The 23,103-nt window shown below is 52.3% G+C and carries 21 protein-coding genes and 2 tRNA genes; 5 read left to right on the top strand and 18 right to left on the bottom strand.

What is annotated here, in order from left to right; genetic code table 11:
* Positions 1 to 89 precede the first annotated feature (89 nt).
* The 5 genes from D9A02_RS13450 to D9A02_RS13470 all read right to left on the bottom strand — a co-directional run bounded on the left by D9A02_RS13450 (position 90) and on the right by D9A02_RS13470 (position 8,787).
* Positions 90 to 3,206, bottom strand: coding sequence for an efflux RND transporter permease subunit (locus tag D9A02_RS13450; protein WP_120501443.1), 3,117 nt, complete (start codon positions 3,204 to 3,206; stop codon positions 90 to 92).
* Positions 3,207 to 3,209: 3 nt separating this feature from the next.
* Positions 3,210 to 4,286: an efflux RND transporter periplasmic adaptor subunit gene (locus tag D9A02_RS13455; RefSeq protein ID WP_254054633.1), complete on the bottom strand. Its 1,077-nt coding sequence runs from the start codon at positions 4,284 to 4,286 to the stop codon at positions 3,210 to 3,212.
* Positions 4,287 to 4,529: 243 nt separating this feature from the next.
* Positions 4,530 to 6,851: a serine hydrolase gene (locus D9A02_RS13460; protein WP_162933068.1), complete on the bottom strand. Its 2,322-nt coding sequence runs from the start codon at positions 6,849 to 6,851 to the stop codon at positions 4,530 to 4,532.
* A 144-nt stretch (positions 6,852 to 6,995) separates the two neighbouring features.
* On the bottom strand, positions 6,996 to 7,241 hold the full coding sequence (locus D9A02_RS13465; protein ID WP_120501446.1) for a hypothetical protein: 246 nt from the start codon (positions 7,239 to 7,241) through the stop codon (positions 6,996 to 6,998).
* Positions 7,242 to 7,482: 241 nt separating this feature from the next.
* Positions 7,483 to 8,787 carry an ATP-binding protein gene (locus D9A02_RS13470; protein WP_120501447.1) on the bottom strand — a complete coding sequence of 435 codons (1,305 nt, stop codon included), beginning with the start codon at positions 8,785 to 8,787 and terminating at the stop codon, positions 7,483 to 7,485.
* Between the two features lie 40 nt (positions 8,788 to 8,827).
* Between D9A02_RS13470 and D9A02_RS13475 the strand changes: the two genes are divergently transcribed.
* The 3 genes from D9A02_RS13475 (at position 8,828) to D9A02_RS13485 (ending at position 10,898) form a co-directional block, all read left to right on the top strand.
* The gene (locus tag D9A02_RS13475) at positions 8,828 to 9,751 is read left to right on the top strand and encodes an MBL fold metallo-hydrolase (protein ID WP_120501448.1); all 924 of its coding nucleotides are present in this window, start codon (positions 8,828 to 8,830) and stop codon (positions 9,749 to 9,751) included.
* A gap of 70 nt (positions 9,752 to 9,821) precedes the next feature.
* Positions 9,822 to 9,896: transfer RNA gene (locus tag D9A02_RS13480), tRNA-Asn, on the top strand.
* Positions 9,897 to 10,265: 369 nt separating this feature from the next.
* Positions 10,266 to 10,898 carry a MarC family protein gene (locus tag D9A02_RS13485; RefSeq protein ID WP_120501449.1) on the top strand — a complete coding sequence of 211 codons (633 nt, stop codon included), beginning with the start codon at positions 10,266 to 10,268 and terminating at the stop codon, positions 10,896 to 10,898.
* Positions 10,899 to 11,484: 586 nt separating this feature from the next.
* On the opposite strand, the gene D9A02_RS13490 is transcribed toward D9A02_RS13485, so the two are convergent.
* Both D9A02_RS13490 and D9A02_RS13495 read right to left on the bottom strand, forming a co-directional pair.
* Positions 11,485 to 11,561, bottom strand: a tRNA-Arg gene (locus D9A02_RS13490).
* Between the two features lie 163 nt (positions 11,562 to 11,724).
* A complete protein-coding gene (locus D9A02_RS13495; protein ID WP_162932999.1) occupies positions 11,725 to 12,024 on the bottom strand; it encodes a hypothetical protein in 300 nt (99 codons plus the stop codon).
* A gap of 350 nt (positions 12,025 to 12,374) precedes the next feature.
* Here D9A02_RS13495 and D9A02_RS13500 point away from each other — a divergent pair, with 350 nt between their 5' ends.
* Positions 12,375 to 13,226, top strand: a complete 852-nt coding sequence (locus tag D9A02_RS13500) for a LysR family transcriptional regulator (protein ID WP_162933069.1) — start codon at positions 12,375 to 12,377, stop codon at positions 13,224 to 13,226.
* 25 nt (positions 13,227 to 13,251) lie between these two features.
* Here D9A02_RS13500 and D9A02_RS13505 read toward each other — a convergent pair whose 3' ends face one another.
* The 11 genes from D9A02_RS13505 to D9A02_RS13555 all read right to left on the bottom strand — a co-directional run bounded on the left by D9A02_RS13505 (position 13,252) and on the right by D9A02_RS13555 (position 22,288).
* Positions 13,252 to 14,472 carry a cysteine desulfurase gene (locus tag D9A02_RS13505; protein ID WP_120501452.1) on the bottom strand — a complete coding sequence of 407 codons (1,221 nt, stop codon included), beginning with the start codon at positions 14,470 to 14,472 and terminating at the stop codon, positions 13,252 to 13,254.
* A gap of 1 nt (position 14,473) precedes the next feature.
* On the bottom strand, positions 14,474 to 15,043 hold the full coding sequence (locus D9A02_RS13510; protein WP_162933070.1) for a Yip1 family protein: 570 nt from the start codon (positions 15,041 to 15,043) through the stop codon (positions 14,474 to 14,476).
* A 2-nt stretch (positions 15,044 to 15,045) separates the two neighbouring features.
* Positions 15,046 to 15,531: a YIP1 family protein gene (locus D9A02_RS13515; RefSeq protein ID WP_120501454.1), complete on the bottom strand. Its 486-nt coding sequence runs from the start codon at positions 15,529 to 15,531 to the stop codon at positions 15,046 to 15,048.
* On the bottom strand, positions 15,531 to 16,817 hold the full coding sequence (gene sufD, locus D9A02_RS13520; protein ID WP_120501455.1) for a Fe-S cluster assembly protein SufD: 1,287 nt from the start codon (positions 16,815 to 16,817) through the stop codon (positions 15,531 to 15,533). The genes D9A02_RS13515 and sufD overlap by 1 nt, the downstream gene beginning before the upstream one ends.
* Positions 16,817 to 17,572: a Fe-S cluster assembly ATPase SufC gene (gene sufC, locus D9A02_RS13525; protein WP_120501456.1), complete on the bottom strand. Its 756-nt coding sequence runs from the start codon at positions 17,570 to 17,572 to the stop codon at positions 16,817 to 16,819. Before sufC ends, sufD begins: the two co-directional genes overlap by 1 nt.
* A 31-nt stretch (positions 17,573 to 17,603) precedes the next feature.
* Complete coding sequence (locus D9A02_RS13530; RefSeq protein ID WP_120501457.1) at positions 17,604 to 18,209, bottom strand: hypothetical protein; 606 nt, start codon at positions 18,207 to 18,209, stop codon at positions 17,604 to 17,606.
* An 18-nt stretch (positions 18,210 to 18,227) separates the two neighbouring features.
* A complete protein-coding gene (locus D9A02_RS13535; protein ID WP_120501458.1) occupies positions 18,228 to 18,707 on the bottom strand; it encodes a hypothetical protein in 480 nt (159 codons plus the stop codon).
* A gap of 137 nt (positions 18,708 to 18,844) precedes the next feature.
* The gene (locus D9A02_RS13540) at positions 18,845 to 19,156 is read right to left on the bottom strand and encodes a hypothetical protein (protein ID WP_120501459.1); all 312 of its coding nucleotides are present in this window, start codon (positions 19,154 to 19,156) and stop codon (positions 18,845 to 18,847) included.
* Between the two features lie 5 nt (positions 19,157 to 19,161).
* Entirely contained in the window at positions 19,162 to 20,685 is a 1,524-nt protein-coding gene (gene sufB / locus D9A02_RS13545) for a Fe-S cluster assembly protein SufB (RefSeq protein ID WP_120502535.1), read from the bottom strand.
* Positions 20,686 to 20,707: 22 nt separating this feature from the next.
* Entirely contained in the window at positions 20,708 to 21,751 is a 1,044-nt protein-coding gene (locus D9A02_RS13550; RefSeq protein WP_120501460.1) for a cysteine desulfurase family protein, read from the bottom strand.
* A 75-nt stretch (positions 21,752 to 21,826) separates the two neighbouring features.
* Positions 21,827 to 22,288 carry an Rrf2 family transcriptional regulator gene (locus D9A02_RS13555; RefSeq protein ID WP_120501461.1) on the bottom strand — a complete coding sequence of 154 codons (462 nt, stop codon included), beginning with the start codon at positions 22,286 to 22,288 and terminating at the stop codon, positions 21,827 to 21,829.
* Between the two features lie 155 nt (positions 22,289 to 22,443).
* Between D9A02_RS13555 and D9A02_RS13560 the strand changes: the two genes are divergently transcribed.
* Entirely contained in the window at positions 22,444 to 23,100 is a 657-nt protein-coding gene (locus tag D9A02_RS13560) for an alpha/beta hydrolase (RefSeq protein ID WP_120501462.1), read from the top strand.
* The last annotated feature ends 3 nt before the right edge of the window (positions 23,101 to 23,103 follow it).

Raw genomic sequence — 23,103 nt, forward strand, 5'->3', positions numbered from 1 at the left:
CAACTTTGTATAATTTATGAATCCCAGTCCCGCGATCAGGGCTGGGATAGATTGCCTGGACATGGACCAGAATTGACCGCTGCCATCGCTCAGGTCGTTTTTTTGAAGCCCTTCACGTATTCACGCAGATTTTGCATGATCACATAAAGTACTGGCACCAAAATAACCCCAACAACCGTCGCCGCCAACATGCCGCCAAAGACCGCGATCCCAATCGCACGTTGACTTGCAGCCCCTGCCCCTGATGCGGTCATCAATGGAACAACCCCCAGCAAGAAGGACAGCGCTGTCATCATTACAGCGCGGAACCGTTGGGTTGCGGCTTCAAGGGCGGCTTCTTTGGTCGATAGGCCCGCAGCCTTTCGCTCCATCGCAAATTCCACAATCAGAATCGCGTTTTTGGACGCAAGACCAATCAGCATGATCATCCCGATTTGGGTATAAAGGTTGATATCACTTCCCACCACAAAGACCGCGATTAACGCACCAAACAGTGCAACTGTGACCGACAACAAAATGCCAATCGGCATGGTCCAACTTTCGTATTGCGCCACAAGGAACAGATAGCCGAACACCACCGCCATTATCAAAATCACGACAACCATCCCTGAAGAGCTAAGCTGTTGCTGCGCCGTCCCGGTCCACTCATATGCGAACCCCGGCGGCAAAGCCGTAGCAGCCTCTTCTTCGAGAACACGAATGGCATCACCCGTAGACAACCCTTCAGCCGGAACAGCCGTGATCGTTGCTGAACGGAACATATTGTACCGGTTCAGCAGGATCGGCCCCAACTCGTTCTTGGTCGATACAAGCGTTCCCATTGGCACCATTTCACCGGTTTGCGAGCGGACATAAAGCGCATTGATATCTTCAACCTTATCGCGATACTCGCCCTCGGCTTGGATCATGACCCGATACACCCGGCCAAACAGGTTGAAGTCATTGACATAAAAAGACCCCATATAGGATTGCAACGTCAGGAAAATATCGCTGATTGCTACATCCAAAGACTTGGCTTTCTCTCGATCAAGATCCACAAACACTTTGGGCACATTCGCCCTAAAGGTCGTATAGGCCTGCGCAATTTCTGGACGTTGGTTGGCAGCATAAACCAAAGACCCCAATGCCGCTGACAGATCCTGTGCTGAGCCCCCTCCGGTTTGTTGAACCTTCATCTCAACGCCTGCACTCATCCCCAGCCCTGAAATCGGCGGTGGATTAAAGGCAATTACGCTGGCACTTGGTTCCTGAAACGCAATACCCAGTATCTTTTGCAAGATGCCATCAGCGCTTAGTTCATCGGAACTTCTCTCGTCCCAGGGGTCAAGATTGGCGATGATCATCGCGCCATTCGACCCTGCCCCATTCAACAGGCTATAGCCATTGACTAAAATCGTGCTTTTAACGCCGGGGATTTCCAAGATCTTTTCATTGACCCTTTCGGTCACGGTTTCGGTCCGACCCAAAGACGCCGCATCAGGAAGCTGCACGTTCACGAACAGATACCCGTTATCTTCAAGCGGCAAGAATCCTTTTGGCACGGCCTTCATCAACCCGCTTGAGCCAGCAAATATCACCGCCAGAACGACCAGCCCCAGAATTGGCGCCTTTACCAACCCACGAACAATACCGACATACCGGCCCCGAACAGCTCCGATCCCGTTTTCGAACTTCGCCAATACACCTTGGGGTGGGCCTGATCGCGGTTTCAGGATCAAGGCACAAAGTGCAGGTGACAATGTCAGCGCATTGATCGAAGAGATTACAACGGCGGTGGAAATCGTCACGGCAAACTGCGAGTATAGTCGCCCGGTGATCCCCGGCATGAAAGTTACCGGCACAAACACAGCCAGCAACACCAAGGTCGTTGCAATCACCGGTCCGGTAATCTGCCCCATGGCCTTGCGCGTTGCCTCAGGCGGGCTAAGCCCTTCGTCTGCGATCAACCGTTCGACGTTTTCAACAACAACAATTGCGTCATCAACCACAATACCGATCGCCAGAACCAGGGCGAACAATGAAATTGTGTTCAACGACATGCCAAAGAGCAGCAAGAATGCAAATGTTCCGATCAACGATACAGGTATCGCCACGCCCGGAATGACCGTAGCGCGCAGATTACCCAAAAAGACGAAGACCACTGAAATGACCAGAATAAAGGTCAAAATCAGCGTTGAGACAACATCATTCAATGACTGCTCAACAAAGTCCGTCGTGTTGAACGGCACCGCGTATTCAACATCATCCGGGAAACTATGCGATAGACGTTCCAACTCGTTCAACACACCCTCAGACACGGCTAATGCGTTGGCTCCAGGCGCTTGATAAACTGCTAGAATAGTTGCGGGCAGCCCCTTATATCGCCCTGACGAGCTGTAATAGTTCGCCCCCAGCTCGACCCGTGCAACATCGCGTACGCGTACAATGCTGCTGGAATCTCCGGTGCGAACAACTATGTTTTCAAAATCCTGAACGGATGTCAGCCGCCCTTTGGATTTAATCGTATATTGGAATTGCTGTCCTTCCGGCGTTGGGGGTGCCCCAATTTGACCGGCGGATACTTCAAGGTTTTGTTCTTGAATGACCTGGATCAGGTCACTTGGCGTTAAACCCAGTGTGGCAAGCTTATTCGGATCCATCCAGATCCGCATGGCATATTCAAAATTGGTCAGGATATCGGCTTTACCAACGCCATTAACCCGCGCCAGAGAATCCTTGAGATTGATCGCGGCATAGTTGGACAGAAACACCTCATCATAAGTGCCGTTTGGTGACGACAGCGCTGCCACCAGCAACATATTGCTAGAGGATTTCTGCGTCACCACTCCAGAATTGATCACTTCGGATGGCAGGCTGGCCGTCGCCTGCGCCACGCGGTTTTGCACGTTCACCGATGCGATATCGGCATCGGTTCCAACCTCAAACGTCACCGACAAGGAATAAGATCCTGTGTCTGTGCTGTCTGATGACATGTACATCATGTCATCGACGCCGTTCACCTGTGCCTCAATCGGGGCAGCCACCGTATTTTCAACGGTTTCAGAGTTCGCACCGGTATAGGTAGCACTTACATTGACAACCGGCGGGGTGATATTGGGGAATTGCTCCACTGGCAAGGCAACATATCCGATGCCCCCCATGATGCTGAGCACCGTCGAAATAACGATCGCCATTTTCGGGCGAGAAATGAAAATTGTTGAAAACACCCTTTACTGCCCCTCTTGTTGGCCAGTCAGGATCGCATCGACCTGCACCCCGGGGCGAACCCGTTGCAAACCTTCGACGATGACACTTTCGCCCTGTTGCAATCCCTCCGTCACAATCACAGCTGTTTCAACCTGTTTGCCCAGAACGACATAACGTTGCTCGACCATTTGCTGGGCATTCACCACCAGCACAAAGTCCCCACGCTGGTCCCGCTGCACCGATGCCTGCGGGATCAACAGGTGCAATGTCGGCTCCAACGCTTCAATCCGAACAGTCAGGAAAGCCCCATCAATGATCAACTTCTTTTCATTTTGGAACTCGGCCAAAACTGAGATCGTCCCCGTAGTGGGGGAAATCCGATTATCCAGAAATACAATCTTCCCGGCCTCATCCAAGTCAGTCCCGGTTGATAATGTGACAAAAGCATTTGGCGTCGTTTCAGAATGCGTCAATTCACTAGGACTTGTCTCCAAGCGCTCCAAAACGGACCCAAATTGCTTTTCCGTCAGTGAAAACCGCACGTAAATAGGGGCCTCTCGTACCAACGACACCAGTGCGGGACTTGTCGGCCCAACCAATTCACCAACACTCGCCCCCATACGGCCAATACGACCAGAAAACGGGGCCTTCACTTCGGTATAGCTTAATTCCAGCTCAGCCTGCTCAACCGCCGCCTGCGCGGCTTGAACTTCAGCCTCAGCGCTTAACTCGTTGGCCCGCGCCACATCCTCCTCGGACACGGCAACCGATCCACGACGGACCAATTCCTGTTTTCGCTTCATTTCAATTGATGCCAATTCCAGATTGGCTTGTGCCTTAGACAAATCCGCCTGTCGCGCCGAAAGCGTTGCGGCATAGCTATCCGGTTCGATGCGAAACAGCAGGTCGCCGCTTTCGACGGTAGCACCATCTTCGGTGGCCACTTCTTCAACAAACCCATCGACGCGGGCAACAATTTCCACTGCATCAATAGCTTCGCCCTTGCCAATAAACTCAGATTCGTCAACGATTTCTTCGGTGTAGGCTGCTGCTATAGAAACCTTTGGCGCTGCGGCTTCCTGCGCAATCGCATGCGACATGCTAAGTGCATATAAGCCCGCGAATACCGCTGATTGCGCCCAAATTGAAAACCTGCTGTCGGACATTGTTGCGTGACCCCGCGGACATAAATCAGATTGAAAACGATTCTTCATCCTCAGGGTATTACGCCAGCCGCAATATCCAAACAGTTTTGATGACTTTATTTTACAACGCCGTAGCATCTGATCTTAAACCACAAAACGGGCATCCGGCGTTTCATGCCCAATGTTCCACAGCTCGTGTCATAAGATGCCATATTCGGCGATAAGATAATCAGTGACGGCTTGAATTTGCGCCGCTGTTAAAACCTCATGATAGGTTATGATTTCCCTGACCTTTCCTGACAGGTTGCGAAATTCATCGACACGCCCTGCCCCAAAGACCCCAATGCTGTCTGGATCACTGTCAGTAATCGCAACCACACAACGTCCAAACGGTAGCAAAGCATCTGTCGGACTGCCGTTTTTGTAAACCGTCACACCCGCTGGTTTCACCCACCAGCCATTCGTTCCGGGCAAAGTGCTCAACCGCTCTGATTGCTGCTCGCCGCCCCAAATGTCCATATAGGCTTCCCATACGGTTGAATCGGTTTGGCTCACCTCTCGGTCCCAGACAAAGAACATCGTCTGTACATCCGGTATATCGGCTCTCAGATAAGGCCCAACCGCGTTTGTGGGCAAGCCAAAGTCAAATGCGGGACCGACGGCATCGCTCACCAGTGTTGGCGCGGGATCGGATCCTTCCTTCCAGTAGCGCACTCCATTTCCCGGCAGAATTTTCACCGCCTGCTGCCCTGTCCCGATAGAAATTCCAGCACAATAGGTGATGATATCGCGGGCATCGCCTTCCCGATTGACCGATTGCAGCACAGCAACTGCGACCTTTCGGCCATCCGGCAGGTCAGCCACAGCATGCAAGGTTTTACCCACCAATCCCGGCAATGCCCCACCTTTCAGCCCATAGATATCCGTATCCGCAACCATCCCAATCAAATGGCCAATAGTGTTGCTACCAGCATTAGGGCCTGCGGTGATGGTGTAGCTGTAACTTGAAGCTCCCCAAATCGCATCCATCCCAGAAGTCTGATGGGCGTAACGCGCCCATCCCGCTGCCGCATGTGCTGTGGTGACATGGTCGCTGTCTTTCGGTCCACCCAGCATTTCCCCCTCAAAATCAAACACGCCCGAGACACTTTCCATATGAAATCCGCTGATCCCATCCGCCTTAAGCGCAGCGGATAAATTCGTGATGAAGGCCTCAATAGCGACTTGCGGCGCAGCAGATGAACTTGATAGGATTTTACGGCCCAAAACCCGCGCCACACACCGCACCGCCGCATTCGCGCTTTCCAGCATGGCGATATACATCAGATCCCCCAGTGTCATCGTATCGCCTGCTGCAAGCGGTGGTGTGGTCTCTGCTCCCTCAAAATCACCAGCTTCCATCGTGACATTATCCGCCAGCGTGACGCCATATCCCGCCATGATCCGCAATGCATGCGCAATGACAGGGCTCTTGGTGATACTGGCCGGCGTCGCGGCAAACGAAGGCTCCTTCCAATAGAGGATCTCGCCACTGGCAACATCCATCGCACAGGCCGCCAATGCGTTGATGACCGGCGCTCCGTTTGGATCAGGATACCCCGCATCGCGGACATCGCGCGCCGCGGTAACCATGTTGCCGCCATCAACGGTCACAGCCGTATTGGCCTTGATCCACGAGGACAGCCCGGAAATGGTCGCAGGCGTAAAGACAGGCGCAGCGGTTGGTGTCGCCGCTTTGCTATCGCTGCCGGTTGATGCCCCGACACTATTGACGGCACGCAACTCTATATCCACCGATGTCCCGTTGCTCAGGCCCGAGATTGTAAAATCCCCGGTCCCGCCAGAGGTTACCCAGCTTCCGCCATCAAGGCGATATTCGATATCTGTAACCAATGCACCGCCACTTGCAGGCAAACTGCTGATTGTCACAGACAGATCGCCGCCTGTTGCCGGATCCAACAGTTCCCACATGCCAATGGCAAAGGCTTCAGGAGCCGTGATAACAACAGCCGTCTCGATTGTAAGAGAAAACCCGCTGTCAGCAGAGCCACTGACATTGGTATAGGTAGCCACCACACTGGAACCCGCCGCCACAGCAAGAGCACCTGTGTCGAAACTAATAACCCCAGACACGTTGATTGTGATATTAACCGGGTCAGGATTGACCGAAAGAGACCATGCCCCACTCCCCGCATTGGTGAAATCACCCGACACGCTATAAGTTTGAACACCCGTATCTTTGGTGAATGTCTGATCAATCAACCCGCCGGCGGCTAACGGTGTTGGTACGGGTTCTGCTTGTACTACCCCCATCACAACACTACGGCTAATCACCCCCGGCGCAATGCCTCCCGTCTCCGTCACGACTTCATGATAGGAAAACATCTTACCTACATCACCCGCAATAGGCGTATAGTTTGCAGCGGTGCCAGCCTGCACGCCATCAACCCGCCACTCGCTTGTGGTGATTGTGACAACGCCAGCCCCACGAGGCGCATAGATGCCCTCTGTACGAGTCACTTGCACGTTCTCCTCCGACGCTAACGGGGAAACAAAGGGACTGGAAGTGACGATCGGACCAGATGCAGAAGCCGCGTCAAGTTCAGCTTGATGTACAAAGTTTTGAACCAACGAGCGCGTGAATGGGGCACTGATTCTCATCTCTCACCCCGCCACAAAACTGAATTTTGCAGCACCAATCGGTGTGAGCCGTATTGTACTATTACTGACATCGACTTTGTGCACGCTGTCCGCATCAAAGCTTTGGTCAACAATCCAGATATCTGCGCTCTTATCCGCCAGAACCTCTAGCGTCACGGTGCCCCCGTTAGCCTGCACAATGAGCGTCGCAGGTTTGGCGTAATAGGCGTAAGGCCCCAAAATCATTTGTGTATCAGTTAACTGTGTCATTTTCCCTCTCATGGCCTCTCGAAATGCCTTTGCCCAATCAATCCGGAGTATCGGAGCCCACATCAGCGCAGCACGTCCGAAAAATATTTCACGAGATAAAATTGATTGTCCCGTTACCCCGGCTCAACAAGTGCAACCAGGATCCACATTAAAAAATCATATGGGTATTAAGAGAAAATTAGCGCATCGTAACGATACCAAAAGGGTGGCAAACGCCTAGCCTAAAGAGAAGGAAAGCAACTCACCGCGCGATGATAATATCGGCCCTAAGTCCACCTAGCTTATCACTTTCACCCAGTCTAAGCGTGCCACCGTGCGCATGTGCAATATCTGCTGCGATGGCCAACCCAAGCCCGACGCCGCTCCCAAGATCCTGATTTCGGGCAGTATCAAGACGCGCAAACGGCTTCATGGCTTGTTCACGTAAATCCGCCGGAATACCCGGCCCGTCATCCTCGACTCTGATCCGTAACATGCGATCTGTCAGCTTCATCGAAACCTCGGCGCAATTACCATATCTGACGGCATTGCCAATCAAATTGCTAACAGCGCGCCGCATCGGATGTTTGCGTAAAACGATCTCCCCCGCACCTTCTTGCAGCACAAGTGCAACATCGTCTCCTGTACGCTTGCTGTCCTCGACAATCTCGGTAATGAATTCCACCGGGTCGACAGGCTCAGGAACCCCTTCCTGAGCCCCGCGCGCAAACGCCAAAAACTCTTCAATCAAACGCTCCATTTCCAGTACATCACGTTGAAGCAACTCACTGTCTTCACCTTCCAGCATCGACAACCCAAGTTTCAGCCGTGTAATCGGCGTCCGTAGATCGTGACTAACCCCCGACAGCATCAGTGTCCTTTGCTCAATTTGCCGTTCAATCCGCGCTCGCATGTTCAAAAAAGCATTGCCAGCGGCCCGAACTTCGACTGCCCCTGCTGCGCGATATGGCACATTGTGCCCACGCCCAAATGCCTCTGCCGCACGGGACAATCGTGTTATCGGTCGCAATTGGTTGCGCAGGTAAAAATACGACACGATTGTTACAAGAATGCTGAACACCACCATATTCACCAGCAACTGATGCGGATTTGAAGCCGAGACCCGGCGGCGATCAAAGCTTAACTCAACTGGGGTGTTATCACGCACAAAATAGAGCTTCACGATATAATCATCTGGGAGCACTACCGCCGTCAATCCAGGTAACAACTGTTTAAATTCTCGGGTTACAACCCGCCCGGTAAAATCGTACCATCGACGTGCATCTGCTTCTGGCATCGCAGTCTCAGGAATTTTCTGAACAGAGATTTCCAGCACCTTGGCCAAATCGGATTTAGCCACCTCCTCGACCGACAGCCCACTTTGTCCCAAGACTTGCACTTCGCGACTAACAGAGCGTGTCATCTGCCGCGTCACACCCTCAAAATGACGTTGAATGAACACCACGGATACGACCAGCATCAGGGTAATCACTGGCAGCAACATGATCAGAATCGCTCTGCCATAAAGGCTGCGGGGCATATAGGGTTTAAGCCAGTTAAATGTCATACAGAAACCTAACCGCAGTCAGAGATGAGAAAAAGGGATCATGAGCGACAAAATCGAAAATGACACATTGCCCACAGGACAAATACAACGCCTGAGCAGCACAATCCGCATGATCCTGGCTCCAAACCCCTCGCCGATGACCTATCATGGAACCAACACCTATCTACTGGGCACAAACGATCTAGCCGTAGTCGACCCCGGTCCAGAAGATTCGAAACACCTGCAGGCCATCCTGGATGCTCTGCGACCAGGTCAGAAAATCACTCACATTCTTGTCACGCATTCCCACCTTGACCATTCTCCACTCGCGCGCGCCCTGGCTGATATCACTGGAGCAAAGGTTCACGCCTATGGTCCGTCCGGATCAGGGCGCAGTAAAATCATGCAAAACCTTATAGATAAAGGTTTTCCAATTTCTGGTGAAGGGATCGACACGGGCTTTGAGCCCGACATCACACTGTCTGATGGCGAGATCATCATTGGCCGCGATTGGCAGATTACGGCCCATTGGACCCCGGGACATTTAGGTAATCACATGTGTTTCCAATTCGGCTCTGCCCTCTTTACCGGAGATCTGGTCATGGGATGGGCCAGCTCTCTGGTATCCCCCCCTGACGGGGATCTGACAGACTTCATGAACTCATGCCGTAAGCTTGAGGCACTACACGTCGACACATATTTTCCGGGTCATGGTGCCCCTATTATGACCCCAGATGAGCGTCTTTCATGGCTTATCTCTCATCGTTTGATGCGAGAGCAGGAAATTGTGCAGGCGTTGAAACAAGGGCCTGCCTCTGCGCCGGACTTGGCACAGATGATTTATACTGATACCCCAGAACGCCTCATGCCTGCAGCCATACGCAACGTATTGGCGCACCTCATTGATCTATATGGTAAAAACGTGGTTTCCCCGATCGAAGATCTCTCTCCAAACGAAAAATTCAAACTGAATTTCCATCAATAATTTAGAAAATAAAAAATTGTCAAAATCCCTCTGGACGCCATCAAAACCTATTGCTATACGGCCCATGTGTTCCGGCGTAGCTCAGCGGTAGAGCAGTTGACTGTTAATCAATTGGTCGTAGGTTCGATCCCTACCGCCGGAGCCAAAATTCCCAACCGTTGTTGAATAGGAATTTTGGCATTTCGCCTGAGGTAATTCAAGCAAACATCCCCTCGCAAACACATCATTTCTATTTGTAATATGACCGTCACAATCACCACGAATATATGTGCCCACATATGAAACGCGACTGCCTTGCGAACTTAAGAATGCAATCAAGCCCAAAATGTTTTTCAATGAGGATGATGGCGCACCTGAGAGGTTTCGAACCTCTGGCCTCTGCCTTCGGAGGGCAGCACTATAGGCTTTATTTGCCATGAGAACGTGGTTTGTTCTTGATTTGGACTGGGTTCAGGGCGATTGAATAGGTGTCTGACGTTTGGCATACGGTCAAGGGAAAACCAGAGGGACTTACATGGACTACGCCGAACTCACCAAAGCATTTGGGGCATTTTTTGCGATTATGAATCCGTTTGTGAATTTGCCAATTTTCCTAGCTCTGACCGCTGGCTTCACTGTCGCTCAACAACGGGCTCTGGCCTTAAAGATCACTATATTTTCGGCGATTATGTGCGTGATCATCTTATTTTTGGGACAAAAAATCATCAGTTTCTTCGGCATCACTATTGACCAATTTCGGATCGCGGGCGGCATTGTGTTGACCCATATTGCGTGGTCCATGCTGAACGGTAACAGCATCACGTCGCACCATGGCACCGACAAAGAAAAGGATCATATGCAAGATCTGTCAGGGCTTGCATTTTACCCAATTACCTTTCCGATGATCGTCGGGCCGGGCACAATCGCAACGCTGATTATCTATGCCGGACACGTACAGGAGATGACCGGGCTTATCGCCGTTGGTGGCGTCGTGGGGGCCATTCTTGCGATGCTGTTTGTCGTGCTGTTCTTTGCCTCGTTCTTTGGCAAAGTTCTGACAGATACGATGCGCGTGATAATGACGCGTTTAATGGGTATGATCTTATTGGCAATCGCAGTGGAGATGATTGTTGCGGGTGCAAGAGTTGTTTTACCAGGGCTGGCATAAGGGGATAAAGATGAAGTTGTTTAATCCAGGTAGCCACCCTCGAGCCCATATATCGATATTCCGATATCGATCCGACAACGCCTGTAAACCGTGACGTAATCAGCTAATTTTTCCCCTAATGCTCGCTTTTAAGCGTTGGTAAGAGCCAAGCTACCTTGCAAGGTCGGGAGCGGTCATTCTTTTCCAGATTGGCCGGCGGATTATCCCCTAAAGTATCATCCGCATCATGACGAGTACCCAATACCACATGATCTCCCGTTAAAGGTCATAATCCCCACAGATACGCATCGTCATAAAGCGTTCAAGCTGGTCTCTTACCAAAACTGTGCAACCCCCAAAGCAGCACATAATTCCTCATATCCTGAAGCGCACAGCCATTACCTGAGCGAAGCAAAACGGTTCCAAAATTGAGGACGCGGCCAGCTTCTTTTCAACGACGGCCGCGCCCATCGAGCGCGTATACTGGCACCATTCACCCTACTGTCAGGAACAGGGGTCACAGCGATAGATAACTCTGTCAAATTGCCGAAACTTAGGCGACGCGATGAAATTTTCACCGCTATATCTTGTATCTAGTTGGTTTTATTGGCGCACCTGAGAGGATTCGAACCTCTGGCCTCTGCCTTCGGAGGGCAGCGCTCTATCCAGCTGAGCTACAGGTGCGTGCGTCACGGGGTATAGTCGTCCATTGATCATCCCGCAATAACGAATTGCAGCTTGAGGGAACTTTGGTTTGGCAAGAAATAGACGAGCAACGATTGGATGAAAGCAAACCGCCCCGACACGATCAGTGCCGGAGCGGTCCAAGGAGTTGCGCCAACTCAATTCACAATTTATACACCTCCGGCCGTGCCACCTGCACTGCCGCCACTGCTGCTTCCGCCACCGCTGCTGCTTCCACCGCCACTGCTGCTTCCACCGCCACTGCTGCTTCCACCGCCGCTGCTGCTTCCGCCACCGCTGCTTCCACCGCCGCTGCTGCTTCCACCGCCGCCGCCGTTACCGGGACCTTGAGGATCTGGGTAACTGCTATCTGGTGGAGGAGGTGGTGGCGGAGGTGGTGGTGGTGGAGGTGGTGGTGGCAAACAATTGCCAGAATTTGAACACCCGCCTCCGCCATCTTCACGGATCACTTCATTGCCCCACTTATCGTATACGGGCTCTGCATAAACCACGTTCGGCTCAGGATCAGATTGCGAACAAGCGGTCGCAATTACCAAGGCCGCTATAGGGGCGAACTTCAGGAATTTCATCTTATATTCTCCAAAACATTTAACCGCGGCATGCCACAGACGTCCACTTTTGACGCCAATCGCTTCTAAAAATTTCTTTTTGAAAACAAACCACTATTTCACTCTTCAGTTCTTCTACACGTGGCATGCCGCTTCGTAGCAGGATAATATCCCTATGGATTTAAGGACAAAAGCCGAATACAAGCATATTGAAAATGCAAATTTGCATAATTATGAAAGCAGCATGAACTGGGATAATCTGAAAATTCTACTCGAAATCAGCCGTGCAGGCTCTCTGACTGCTGCGGCTCATCGGCTGGGCATGGATCAATCCACTGTAGGCCGTCGACTGAACGCGCTGGAATCTGACGTCGGTTCCGTCCTGTTCGTACGTTCAAAGGCCGGATTTGTGGCCACTGAATCTGGCCATATCGCCGTTGCCCGCGCGCAAGAAATGGAAAAAACCAGCCTGAGATTGGATGATGAATTATCAGGGCCCAAAGCTGGCGCAACCGGCCTCGTAAGGCTTAACGGCAATGCCTGGACCCTTCAACGTCTGGCTGAAACTGCTCTACCCACATTACTGCAAGCCAATCCAGATCTAGATGTCCATCTGGAATCCACACCACCTCCAGCCCCGGTTCGTGGGGATGCCACAGTATCGCTTTGGTTCGAGGTTCAGCCGGTTACCACGGAGTTTGCAGTTGAGTTGGGAAAAGTTCCCTATGCAGTCTATCAATCTGCAATCATTCCGCCCAAGCCTCATGATTGGGTACAGTTTCTGGATGAACGTGCAGATCGGCCACAAATTGCCAAATCTGCCTTACGCCAGATGAATGATGAGGATCGGACCTGCGTCACAGCAACCGATGCCAGTATTCTGCTGTCTGCTGTGCGCAACGGCATTGGCAAAGGTCTGCTACCTGTTTGTATCGCGCACGCTGCTAGCGGGTTAGCGAGGACAAACCCCGGCCCGCCCGAGATCGAGCGGCCTTTATTCATGCATCTCAACCCTGACACAGTGGAATACAAGCGAATTCAGACGACCATGAGCTGGCTGCGAAAATCCTTTAACGAGATTTTTCGCGATCCTTAAGCGCCCTTTATCTTAGGCAACAGCATCAAGCAAAAAGATCATGTGCTAATTCCAGCGCATCGATTAACGCATCCACCTCAGCCGTGGTGTTATACATTGCAAAAGACGCACGACAGGTCGCAGTGACACCCAGATGCTCCATCAATGGTCCAGCGCAATGATGCCCGGCACGCACGGCCACGCCTTTTTTGTCCAGAATGGTCGATATGTCATGCGCGTGTGCCGCACCATCCATCGTGAACGAAAAGATTGCGGCCTTACCTGGCGTCTGCCCTTGCACATTTAACCAGTTCAGGCCTGCCAGGCGCTTTTGTGCGTATTGGCAAAGGCTTTCTTCATGCGCGGCAATCGCTTCCATGCCGACATCCATCATATAGTCCAGCGCCACGCCCAAACCAATGGTTTGTACAATACCCGGGGTCCCAGCCTCAAACTTCATCGGCGGGTCAGCATAGGTAATGGTTTCCTTGCTGACCTCGCGGATCATGTCGCCGCCGCCCAAGAACGGCTGCATTTCGGCCAGCCGGTCTTTATGTACAAAAATCGCGCCTGACCCAGAGGGGCCATAAAGCTTGTGCCCTGTAATGGCATAGAAATCGCAGCCCAGCTCATCAAGGTTCACTGGCATGTGTACCGCCGCTTGCGACCCATCCACCAGCACAGGTACACCTTTTTCATGCGCCGCATCGCAGATGGTTTTCACATCAACTTTGGTGCCAAGTACATTCGACAGATGTGAAATCGCCACCAGCTTTGTCTTTGGGCCGATCGCATCAATGACTTTTTGCGCGTCCAGCGAGCCATCAGTCTCGGTATCGACCCATTTCAGCACAACCCCCTGCCGCTCGCGCAGAAAGTGCCATGGCACGATATTAGCATGATGCTCCATCACCGACAGGATAATTTCATCACCCGCCTGCAACCGCGGCATTGCCCAGCCATAGGCCACCATATTGATGCCCTCGGTGGTGCCCGAATTCAGAATTATCTGATCTTCGTCTGCCACCCCCAGAAAACGCGCAATAATCGCCCGAACGCCCTCGTATTTTTCGGTGGCAATGTTTGAAAGCGTATGCAATCCGCGGTGCACGTTTGCATATTCATGACTATAGGCCAGATTGATCGCATCAATCACCGCCTTTGGCTTTTGCGCCGAGGCCCCATTATCCAAATACACCAGCGGCTTACCATTCACTTCACGTGAAAGAATTGGAAAGTCCGCCCGGATTTTTGCGACATCCAGCATATCATGCCACCCCTACGATAGATGCGCCGATGGCGCTAAAGAGAAGAGACAGCCCAAGCACCATCCCCAACATTGTCCCGATCAAGACGCCCAGCCCCTTGAATGGGTTTGAAAACCGATGTGCTTTGTTGATGAAAGTCACCAAAATGACAATCCCCCATAACGAGGCCACCAACATCAGCAATCCCGCCATGGCAGGCATAATAAACACAACAAGCGCGCTGAACAGCTGCGCCAAAATTCGCACAACCTGAAGCCAGGTCACCAGCACCAGAAGGTCATTGCGTTGCGCCTCACCGCCGAGGGTCTGCCCGAGCCAATGCAACAGGCAAACCGTAGCCACCAATGACAACACAGAGGCGGTCGCAAACAACAGTGGCGACAGAAACAACGAAGGCACCACTACACCATCGGGGATAGGCGATATATACAGGCTGATGCCCTGTATAAGCGCATTCAACACGCCCATCAGGATCAGCGCCATCCACAAGGCATCCGGACGAAATCGCATGCTCAGTATTTTTTCAGCCGCTGTTGAAGGGCTGAACAAGGTTTCACGCAGAAGTTCCATGCTTATTCCTTGCCCCAGCCCGCCTCTTGAAGGCAGGCAATCCAGAACCACAAAAAGATCGCACACCATACAAACCCGACGCCCAAAAGGCCCGGACCCGGTCCGATAAAGCCAGCCACCAGCCCATGCAGCAAAAACAGTGGGCTGGATGCCAAAAAGGCCCAGAAAAGCGCCATGCGTGCTTCGTAAGCGGTGTTGTGCCCCTTGAGCAGGCGCAACACCCAGTGACTAACCAAAGCCAATGCGTAAAAAAACAACGGTGCCATGAAAACCCAACCCAACAGCGCGCCGCCCAATAGTGGGTTAAGCTCCTGCCCGGTCAGATACGCCTCGCGCGCAAGACGCGGCCATTGTGCGACGAATACAATTAGACACCCGCAAATCAGAAAGACCAAGGCCCTGTCTTCACGCGGTCCGGCCTGCAGCAAACGTCGCATCACGGCCCGTGGGCCGCGATAGGTCGCTACAATATCACGTGTCGCCGACATCAGCCGCGCCGCCGCTCCAACCAACCTGTTAGGCGGGTCACGATATCCTCACGCAGGCCCTCGTCTTCGACCTCGTCCACGGCTTCGGCCAAAAAGGCCAATGTCAGTAGATCAGTTGCGATCGGGCGCGAAACGCCGCGCGCACGGAGATAAAACAATGCATCTTCGTCAATCGCGCCACTGGTTGACCCGTGCGAACACACCACATCATCGGCATAGATTTCCAGTTCTGGTTTGGCAAGGAATTGGCTGTCTTCATCCAACAGCAAGGATTGACTGATCTGATAGCCATCAGTTTTTTGCGCACCCTGTTTGACCAGAATTTTACCCTGAAATACGCCCGTGGCACCATTACGCAGCACTTTTTTGAAAACCTGACGGCTTTCGCAACGCTCTGCATCATGGGTGATGAACACCGTGTCATCGTGGTGGAAATTGCCATCCCCCACAGCCGCACCAGCTACGTGGGCCACAGCATCATCACCCGTTAGCTCGATCACGCATTCATTGCGGGTCAGAACGCCATTGGCAGTCAACGTAAAGGACTTGAAGCTGCTCTCTTTGCCAAGACGTGCAAAAATATGCGTCACGGCCCGGCGTTCATGGTCACGCCCTTGTTTGCGGATATGGTGGAAAGATGCGCCATCAGCAACCTCAACTTCCATCACCTTGTTAAACCGTGCCGCCGCTGGTCCGTTTTCCAGAACCGTCAGATCAGCACCTTTATCAAGCTTGACCACATGATGAAGGATCGCATCAGAAGTTTCTGATTCATGGTTATAAATCAGATTTATTGGCTTGCTGATCTTACCCGTTGCGTGGATCAAAACACCATCACAAGCCAGAGCCGTATTCAAAGCTGCCAGTGGACGTTGCACAGGGGTTTGCCCGCGCTCTTCCAACACGCCGTAGACGTCTTTTGCCCAATGGATGTCACTTTGATCAGCCGCACACAGGCGGTCAATTTTGACCCCTTCCAGTGCCAGATCATCACTGGCTTCGGCATCAAACACACCATCCACAAATACGATCTTGAGCCGATCCACACCGCCATAAAGCTCAGGCTCGTCAGCACCAAACAATGCCGCTTTTGGTGCCTCAGCTTGCGTCAACGTATCCGGGCGGGTGTATTTCCAGTATTCATCACGACGATCAGGCAGACCCATTTCGCGCAGCCGCGCCAATGCGGCCTCGCGAGCGTTGCGCGACCATGCCCCACACTCTGGCAGGCTCACGCCGTCCAATCGTGCCGCAGTCGCATCCTGTTTTGTCAGGGCCTGCGCCATTACGCCACCTCCGCCAGAATGTCGGCATAACCGTTGTTTTCAACTTCAAGCGCCAGTTCGGGTCCGCCAGTTTTTACAATCCGACCATTGGCCATGATGTGCACAACATCAGGTTTGATATGGTCCAAAAGCCGTTGATAATGTGTGATAACCAAGAACCCGCGTCCCTCGTCACGCAGCGCATTCACACCCTCTGCAACTAATTTCATCGCATCAACATCAAGACCTGAGTCCGTCTCATCCAAGATACACATCTTGGGTTCAAGCATGGCCATCTGCAGGATCTCGTTGCGTTTTTTTTCACCACCCGAGAAGCCAACATTTACCGGGCGCTTCAACATATCTGCGTCGATCTTCAGGGTTTTGGCTTTGGCGCGTACTTCTTTCAAAAAGTCCGCAGCCGACAGCTCCTCTTCGCCCCGCGCTTTGCGTTGCGAATTCACAGCGGTGCGCAGGAATGTCATGTTGCCAACACCCGGAATTTCGACCGGATATTGGAATGCCAGAAACAGGCCAGCCGCGGCGCGCTCTTCAGGTTCCATTTCCAGTATGTCCGCACCGTTCAATGTGGCACCACCATCCGTGACCTCATAACCGTCCTTGCCCGATAAAACATAAGACAACGTCGATTTACCCGACCCGTTTGGCCCCATGATCGCATGTACTTTGCCCGCCTCAACGGTCAGGTTCACACCCTTCAGAATAGTCTTATCTTCTTCTTCAAGGTCAACGTGCAGATTACTGACTTCTAACATTTTTCGTCCTCATGTCATCCATTGCCACACCTCATGGGTGGGTCATCATTTCCATAATTTCCAGCAACCGGTCTGCCGGAACCGGCATCGGTTGAATTTCGAATTCGGCCATGCGCCCGTGCATTCGGGGCGTGCCAACAAAACTTTCCACTTTGTGATAGTGCTTGCGCTGCTGATAGTCATCGACGAACACCCGCAGCGGCTTTGTTGTTCTGAATGCCGCCGCCAAGATGCAACCGCTTCGAAACCGTCCGTCGACCAAAACCACATCGGGCTGCTCAAACTTTGACAGGCTCCAAACTTTCAAAGGGTAGTTTGCGAAGCTCCGCCAATTGTCATGACCTTTGGGGTGGCCCCACTCTCCGGTTGCCCCAATATCGGCCCAGATGACATCGACTTTGCTGTTCTCTACCGGTGGATTTTCAGCGAACCACGCCTGCATCATCTGAACCCAAGCGCGATCGCTTTCAACAGATAGCACATGTTTGTTCGGCATCTCAGCTGCCATAACCGTTGAGCCACCGCTGCCATACTCCAACACGACTCGGGCATCCTGATAGGCTGCGCGTAGGCATTCGGCCTCTTGCTCTGGCAAAGTCAGCTCTGGCCGGATTATGGAGGTCGCGGCTTCAGCCATCGGACATCTCCGATGACCTTAGCCCAGTTCGATGACCCGCCCGAACACGAACAAGCTGTAAGGTTCGGTTTGTTGCTGTACGGCCTTGACCCAATCGGGTCCGTAAACCTGTGCAAACAGATCTGGATATTCCCAGACAAAATTGTGCAAGGTGAACACCGCCAACAGTAATCCTATGGTACTGGCGGTCGCACATTCCTTTTGTTTGGATTTCAAAATCGCGGACATCGTCAACACAATTGCCGCGGCGAAGATCAGGCTGGCGATGTCGACACTTCCCGGTTTGGGCACGCCAACCATATGATACATCACGTAACGCGATACAAAAGCTGTGGAATAGCCCAGTGCGAGTGATCCGATAATTGAAATCGGAAAAGCCAAGCGTTCCAATAGCACGCCTTTCTTGCGTGTTTTTGAGCGCGCTTCGACTTGAGCCTTGCCCTTGTCGCTTAACCGTGCAACCCGATCCTGAAAGGCCTGCTTTTGCTCTTCGTTCATTTGTGTCTGCACTCGGGTCTGTTTTTTGCAGCCAAGAGTTACCGCCAACACGCGACCTTGGCAACAGGCCTGCAATCACAGGATGTTCATCACCCCGAATATCAGTGAATATTTTGGTTTTCAAATAACTCATGGCGTCATTTTCGAAACCAGTGCCAAACCAAACGGGCATATCCATAAATCAGCGCGCACCCAAATGTTACCCCAAGAAAAATCCCGAAAACACCAATGGACTTCCAATAACTTAAAGTTAAAAACACAGGAGCAATCAAGACGACTGGCAACGTGTATTTCACGAACTTTGAAAGAAGGTAGTGGCGAATACCTCGAGCGGCATGCTCTTCAAAAGCAGCGACTTCCTCATTGGCCGAACGAGCAGGTGTAGGCTTGGAGGGATCATACCCCCAAGCCAGACCAAACGCGCCAAGTATTGAAAAATCGCGAATCACGGCTTTTATCCCACCGAGCCCTCAAGAGAGATCGCAACCAACTGCTGCGCTTCCATAGCAAATTCCATTGGCAGCGCCTGCAAGACATCTTTGCAGAACCCGTTGACGACCAGCGCCACCGCCTCTTCCTCGTCCATGCCCCGCTGGCGACAATAGAACAACTGTTCATCATCCACTTTGGATGTTGTCGCCTCGTGTTCCACGCGTGAGGAATTGTTTTTCACCTCGATATAAGGCACGGTGTGCGCCCCGCAGTCTGATCCAATCAACAAGCTATCGCATTGCGTATAGTTACGACTGTCTTTCGCTTTGGGGTGCATGCTGACCAGCCCGCGATAGGTGTTCTGCGCCTTGCCGGCACTGATCCCTTTCGACACGATCCGTGACTTGGTGTTTTTCCCCAAATGGATCATCTTGGTGCCGGTATCGGCCTGCTGCATGTTGTTGGTGATCGCGATTGAGTAAAACTCGCCCTGGCTTTCGTTGCCGCGCAGAATGCACGACGGATATTTCCACGTTACAGCCGAACCTGTTTCCACCTGAGTCCACATCACTTTGGAGCGATCACCGCGGCAATCGGCACGTTTGGTCACAAAGTTGTAGATCCCGCCTTTGCCGTTCTCATCACCGGGGTACCAGTTCTGAACCGTGGAATATTTCACCTCGGCGTCTTCCTCGATCACGATTTCAACCACAGCCGCATGCAGCTGACTGACGTCACGTTGTGGTGCGGTGCAACCTTCCAGATAGCTGACATAGCTGCCTTTGTCGGCGATGATCAGGGTGCGTTCGAACTGACCTGTGTTTTCAGCATTGATACGGAAATAAGTGCTTAGCTCCATCGGACAGCGCACGCCCGGTGGTACATACACGAATGAACCATCTGAAAAGACTGCGGAATTCAACGTCGCATAGAAATTATCGCTGACAGGAACTACAGATCCGAGGTACTTTTTGACCAACTCAGGGTGCTCGCGGATCGCCTCGGAAATTGAACAGAAAATGACCCCCGCCTTCTTCAACTCAGCCTGGAAAGTCGTCCCAACAGAGACACTGTCAAACACGGCATCGACGGCGACCTTGCGGCCTTCGGCTGGCATATCATCAGCGCCTTCAACCCCGGCCAGGATCATCTGCTCTTTCAAAGGGATGCCCAGCTTTTCATAGGTCGCCAGCAACTTTGGATCTACTTCATCCAAGGATTTTGGTTTGACTTCCATGCTTTTGGGGCGTGCATAGTAATACTGATCCTGAAAATCAATTTCAGGATAATCAACCATCGCCCAATCTGGCTCTTCCAGCTTCAACCAACGAGCAAACGCCTCCAACCGCCACTCGGTCATCCATTCAGGCTCTTCATTCTTTTCCGAGATCAGCTTTACGATATCAGTGGTCAGGCCCTTGGGCGCATATTCCATTTCAATATCGGTTGCCCAGCCATATTTGTAGGCGCTACCTACCTCGCGTACAGCGTCGACCGTTTCCTGATCGACCCCTTCTTTGACCTGAACATCATCCAGCGCCGCCATGGCCTTCTCCTTCATTTCGTCATCACGCCGCACGGGCGCGGAATTTCGCATGCGCTTTGCCCCAACTTTCGGCAAATCGCAAAATATCTTCTTCTGTCGTCGTCGGCCCCAAAGAGACTCGTACAGCACAGGACGCTTGAGTTGCGTCATATCCCATCGCCTGCAAAACATTGCTCGCCTTGACCTTGCCACTGGAGCAGGCAGAACCCGCTGAGACGGCAAAACCAGCCAAATCCATAGCCATCACCTGTGTCTCTCCTTTCCATCCAGGAGAGATGAAACAACTAGTATTAGGCAAACGTTTCGCAGAGTTCCCGACAAAAATAGTCCCTTTGCCAGATTCCTCAATAGCTAATTCTAGAATGTTTCTAAGTTTCTCTACATTTGCCCAAACACCATCAGCCAAATCCTTGGCTGCTGCTTCTGCTGCGGCCCCAAAACCTGCAATCCCAATCACATTTTCCGTACCGGAGCGGCGCCCCATTTCCTGACCGCCGCCCTTGATTTGCGCGGTCAGATCCGTGCCGCGTTTGATCACCAATGCCCCAATCCCTTTGGGGCCACCCAATTTATGCGCAGAAATCATCGCCATCTGACAACCCACCCAGTTGAACGCCAAGGGTAGTTTGCCAAAAGCCTGCGTCATATCACTTACCGCCAAACCCTGTGGCAGATCCTGCACAATACCGGTTTCAGAGTTCGCCAATTGCAACACGCTACTCTCGGGCGCGTTAATCACCACGGCACCGGCCTCATCGACAGCAAGAACGTCTTCAACCCACGCCCGAACCGCATCATGTTCAACAGCCGCACCCAGCAAACCACGCCCAGCGCAAGCCAATGCAGCGGATTCGGTTGCGCTGGATGTAAAAATCACATCAGCACCTTCCGCGCCAAAGGCCGCAGCAACCTGCCCGCGCGCCCGCTCAACCAATCCCTTGGCCGCTCGTCCCTCAGCGTGAACACTAGATGGATTACCCGCAACCTCCATCGCCGCAACCATGGCCGCCTTGGCTTCATCCCGTAACGGCGTCGTGGCATTGTGATCAAGGTACACTCGGTTCATGGCTGATTCTTTTTGTTTATAATATTACGTGAGCGTCGTTCGTTGGGCGATGAGGACAGCACTTCCGAACCATCTTCAATCCTCATCGACTACAGCAAACAGGTTTGGAACCGCCGGGCATGGGGCCAATTCATTTTCCACCACATCGCTCAGCCGGGTTTGGTGCAAGAACACGTAGACATGCGCGCTAAGGCTTTCCCACAGTCGATTGTTAACAGATTGTGCCCGCGATCCACTGGCCGCACCCGAGGCTCCGGCCCCTTTGTGCAGTGCATCAACGGTTTCATCTACTGCTGCCAGAATATCGCAAACCCGTATATCAGACGTGCTGCGTGCAAGACGATAACCACCACCGGGCCCACGCACGGATTCGACCAATTCAGCACGTCGCAGCTTAACGAACAGCTGTTCGAGATAAGGTAGTGAGATATCCTGTCGCTTGGAAATGCCCCCTAAGCTGACCAAATCTTCACTCTTTTGCAGCGCAATATCGGTCAATGCGACCATAGCATAGCGCCCTTTTGTGCTCAGTTTCATGCGTTTCTCCCCCGCGAACTGATTGACCTTGCTGAACGCAGGCCTTATCTCGCTTACATGCAGTCTGGCAATTGCCGGAATTTAGAACAGTTCTAAGGTGGTTGACGGATTTCGTCAAGAATGCGCAATCACCCATTCATATGACAGGGAGCCATATGCCCGAGGTTATTTTTCCCGGCCCTGAAGGCCGCCTAGAAGGCCGCTACCATCCACAACGCGAGCGTGACGCACCCATCGCCATCATCCTGCATCCACATCCGCAGTTTGGTGGAACGATGAACAACAAGGTCGTATACAATCTGCACTATGCCTTTCACAACATGGGGTTCACCGTTTTGCGGTTCAATTTCCGCGGTGTCGGCCGGTCGCAGGGCGAATATGATCAAGGCGTTGGCGAACTGTCAGATGCCGCTTCAGCATTGGATTATCTTCAGTCGATGAATGCCAATTCAAAACATTGCTGGGTCGCAGGTTTCTCATTTGGGGCCTGGATCGGCATGCAATTGCTGATGCGCCGTCCGGAAATCACCGGCTTCATATCGGTTTCACCGCCGGCAAATATGTATGACTTCAGCTTTCTAGCACCCTGCCCATCATCTGGTCTCATCATTAACGGCACCGCTGATCGGGTTGCCCCGCCAGCCGATACCGTGAATTTGGTGAACAAACTGCACGAACAGCAAGGCATCACCATAACGCATGAAGAGTTGGAGGGGTCCGATCACTTCTTCAAGCAACCTGAGCATATGGACCACATGATTGGGTCCGTTTCGACCTATGTGAAGCGTCGCCTGACTGAAAACACGAGGTAGGCC

The organism is Roseovarius sp. EL26 (assembly GCF_900327775.1).
Classification (GTDB): Bacteria; Pseudomonadota; Alphaproteobacteria; order Rhodobacterales; family Rhodobacteraceae; genus Roseovarius.

Bases quoted from the DNA above. Each gene is read 5' to 3' on its own strand.
- D9A02_RS13555 (WP_120501461.1), bottom strand. From the start codon at position 22,288: ATGAAACTGAGCACAAAAGGGCGCTATGCTATGGTCGCATTGACCGAT.
- D9A02_RS13515 (WP_120501454.1), bottom strand. From the start codon at position 15,531: ATGTCGGCGACACGTGATATTGTAGCGACCTATCGCGGCCCACGGGCC.
- D9A02_RS13500 (WP_162933069.1), top strand. From the start codon at position 12,375: ATGAACTGGGATAATCTGAAAATTCTACTCGAAATCAGCCGTGCAGGC.
- D9A02_RS13455 (WP_254054633.1), bottom strand. From the start codon at position 4,286: ATGTCGCATGCGATTGCGCAGGAAGCCGCAGCGCCAAAGGTTTCTATA.
- sufB (WP_120502535.1), bottom strand. From the start codon at position 20,685: ATGGCGGCGCTGGATGATGTTCAGGTCAAAGAAGGGGTCGATCAGGAA.
- D9A02_RS13475 (WP_120501448.1), top strand. From the start codon at position 8,828: ATGAGCGACAAAATCGAAAATGACACATTGCCCACAGGACAAATACAA.
- D9A02_RS13470 (WP_120501447.1), bottom strand. From the start codon at position 8,787: ATGACATTTAACTGGCTTAAACCCTATATGCCCCGCAGCCTTTATGGC.
- D9A02_RS13530 (WP_120501457.1), bottom strand. From the start codon at position 18,209: ATGGCTGAAGCCGCGACCTCCATAATCCGGCCAGAGCTGACTTTGCCA.
- D9A02_RS13465 (WP_120501446.1), bottom strand. From the start codon at position 7,241: ATGACACAGTTAACTGATACACAAATGATTTTGGGGCCTTACGCCTAT.
- D9A02_RS13535 (WP_120501458.1), bottom strand. From the start codon at position 18,707: ATGAACGAAGAGCAAAAGCAGGCCTTTCAGGATCGGGTTGCACGGTTA.
- sufC (WP_120501456.1), bottom strand. From the start codon at position 17,572: ATGTTAGAAGTCAGTAATCTGCACGTTGACCTTGAAGAAGAAGATAAG.
- sufD (WP_120501455.1), bottom strand. From the start codon at position 16,817: ATGGCGCAGGCCCTGACAAAACAGGATGCGACTGCGGCACGATTGGAC.
- D9A02_RS13560 (WP_120501462.1), top strand. From the start codon at position 22,444: ATGCCCGAGGTTATTTTTCCCGGCCCTGAAGGCCGCCTAGAAGGCCGC.
- D9A02_RS13485 (WP_120501449.1), top strand. From the start codon at position 10,266: ATGGACTACGCCGAACTCACCAAAGCATTTGGGGCATTTTTTGCGATT.
- D9A02_RS13550 (WP_120501460.1), bottom strand. From the start codon at position 21,751: ATGAACCGAGTGTACCTTGATCACAATGCCACGACGCCGTTACGGGAT.
- D9A02_RS13510 (WP_162933070.1), bottom strand. From the start codon at position 15,043: ATGGAACTTCTGCGTGAAACCTTGTTCAGCCCTTCAACAGCGGCTGAA.
- D9A02_RS13505 (WP_120501452.1), bottom strand. From the start codon at position 14,472: ATGCTGGATGTCGCAAAAATCCGGGCGGACTTTCCAATTCTTTCACGT.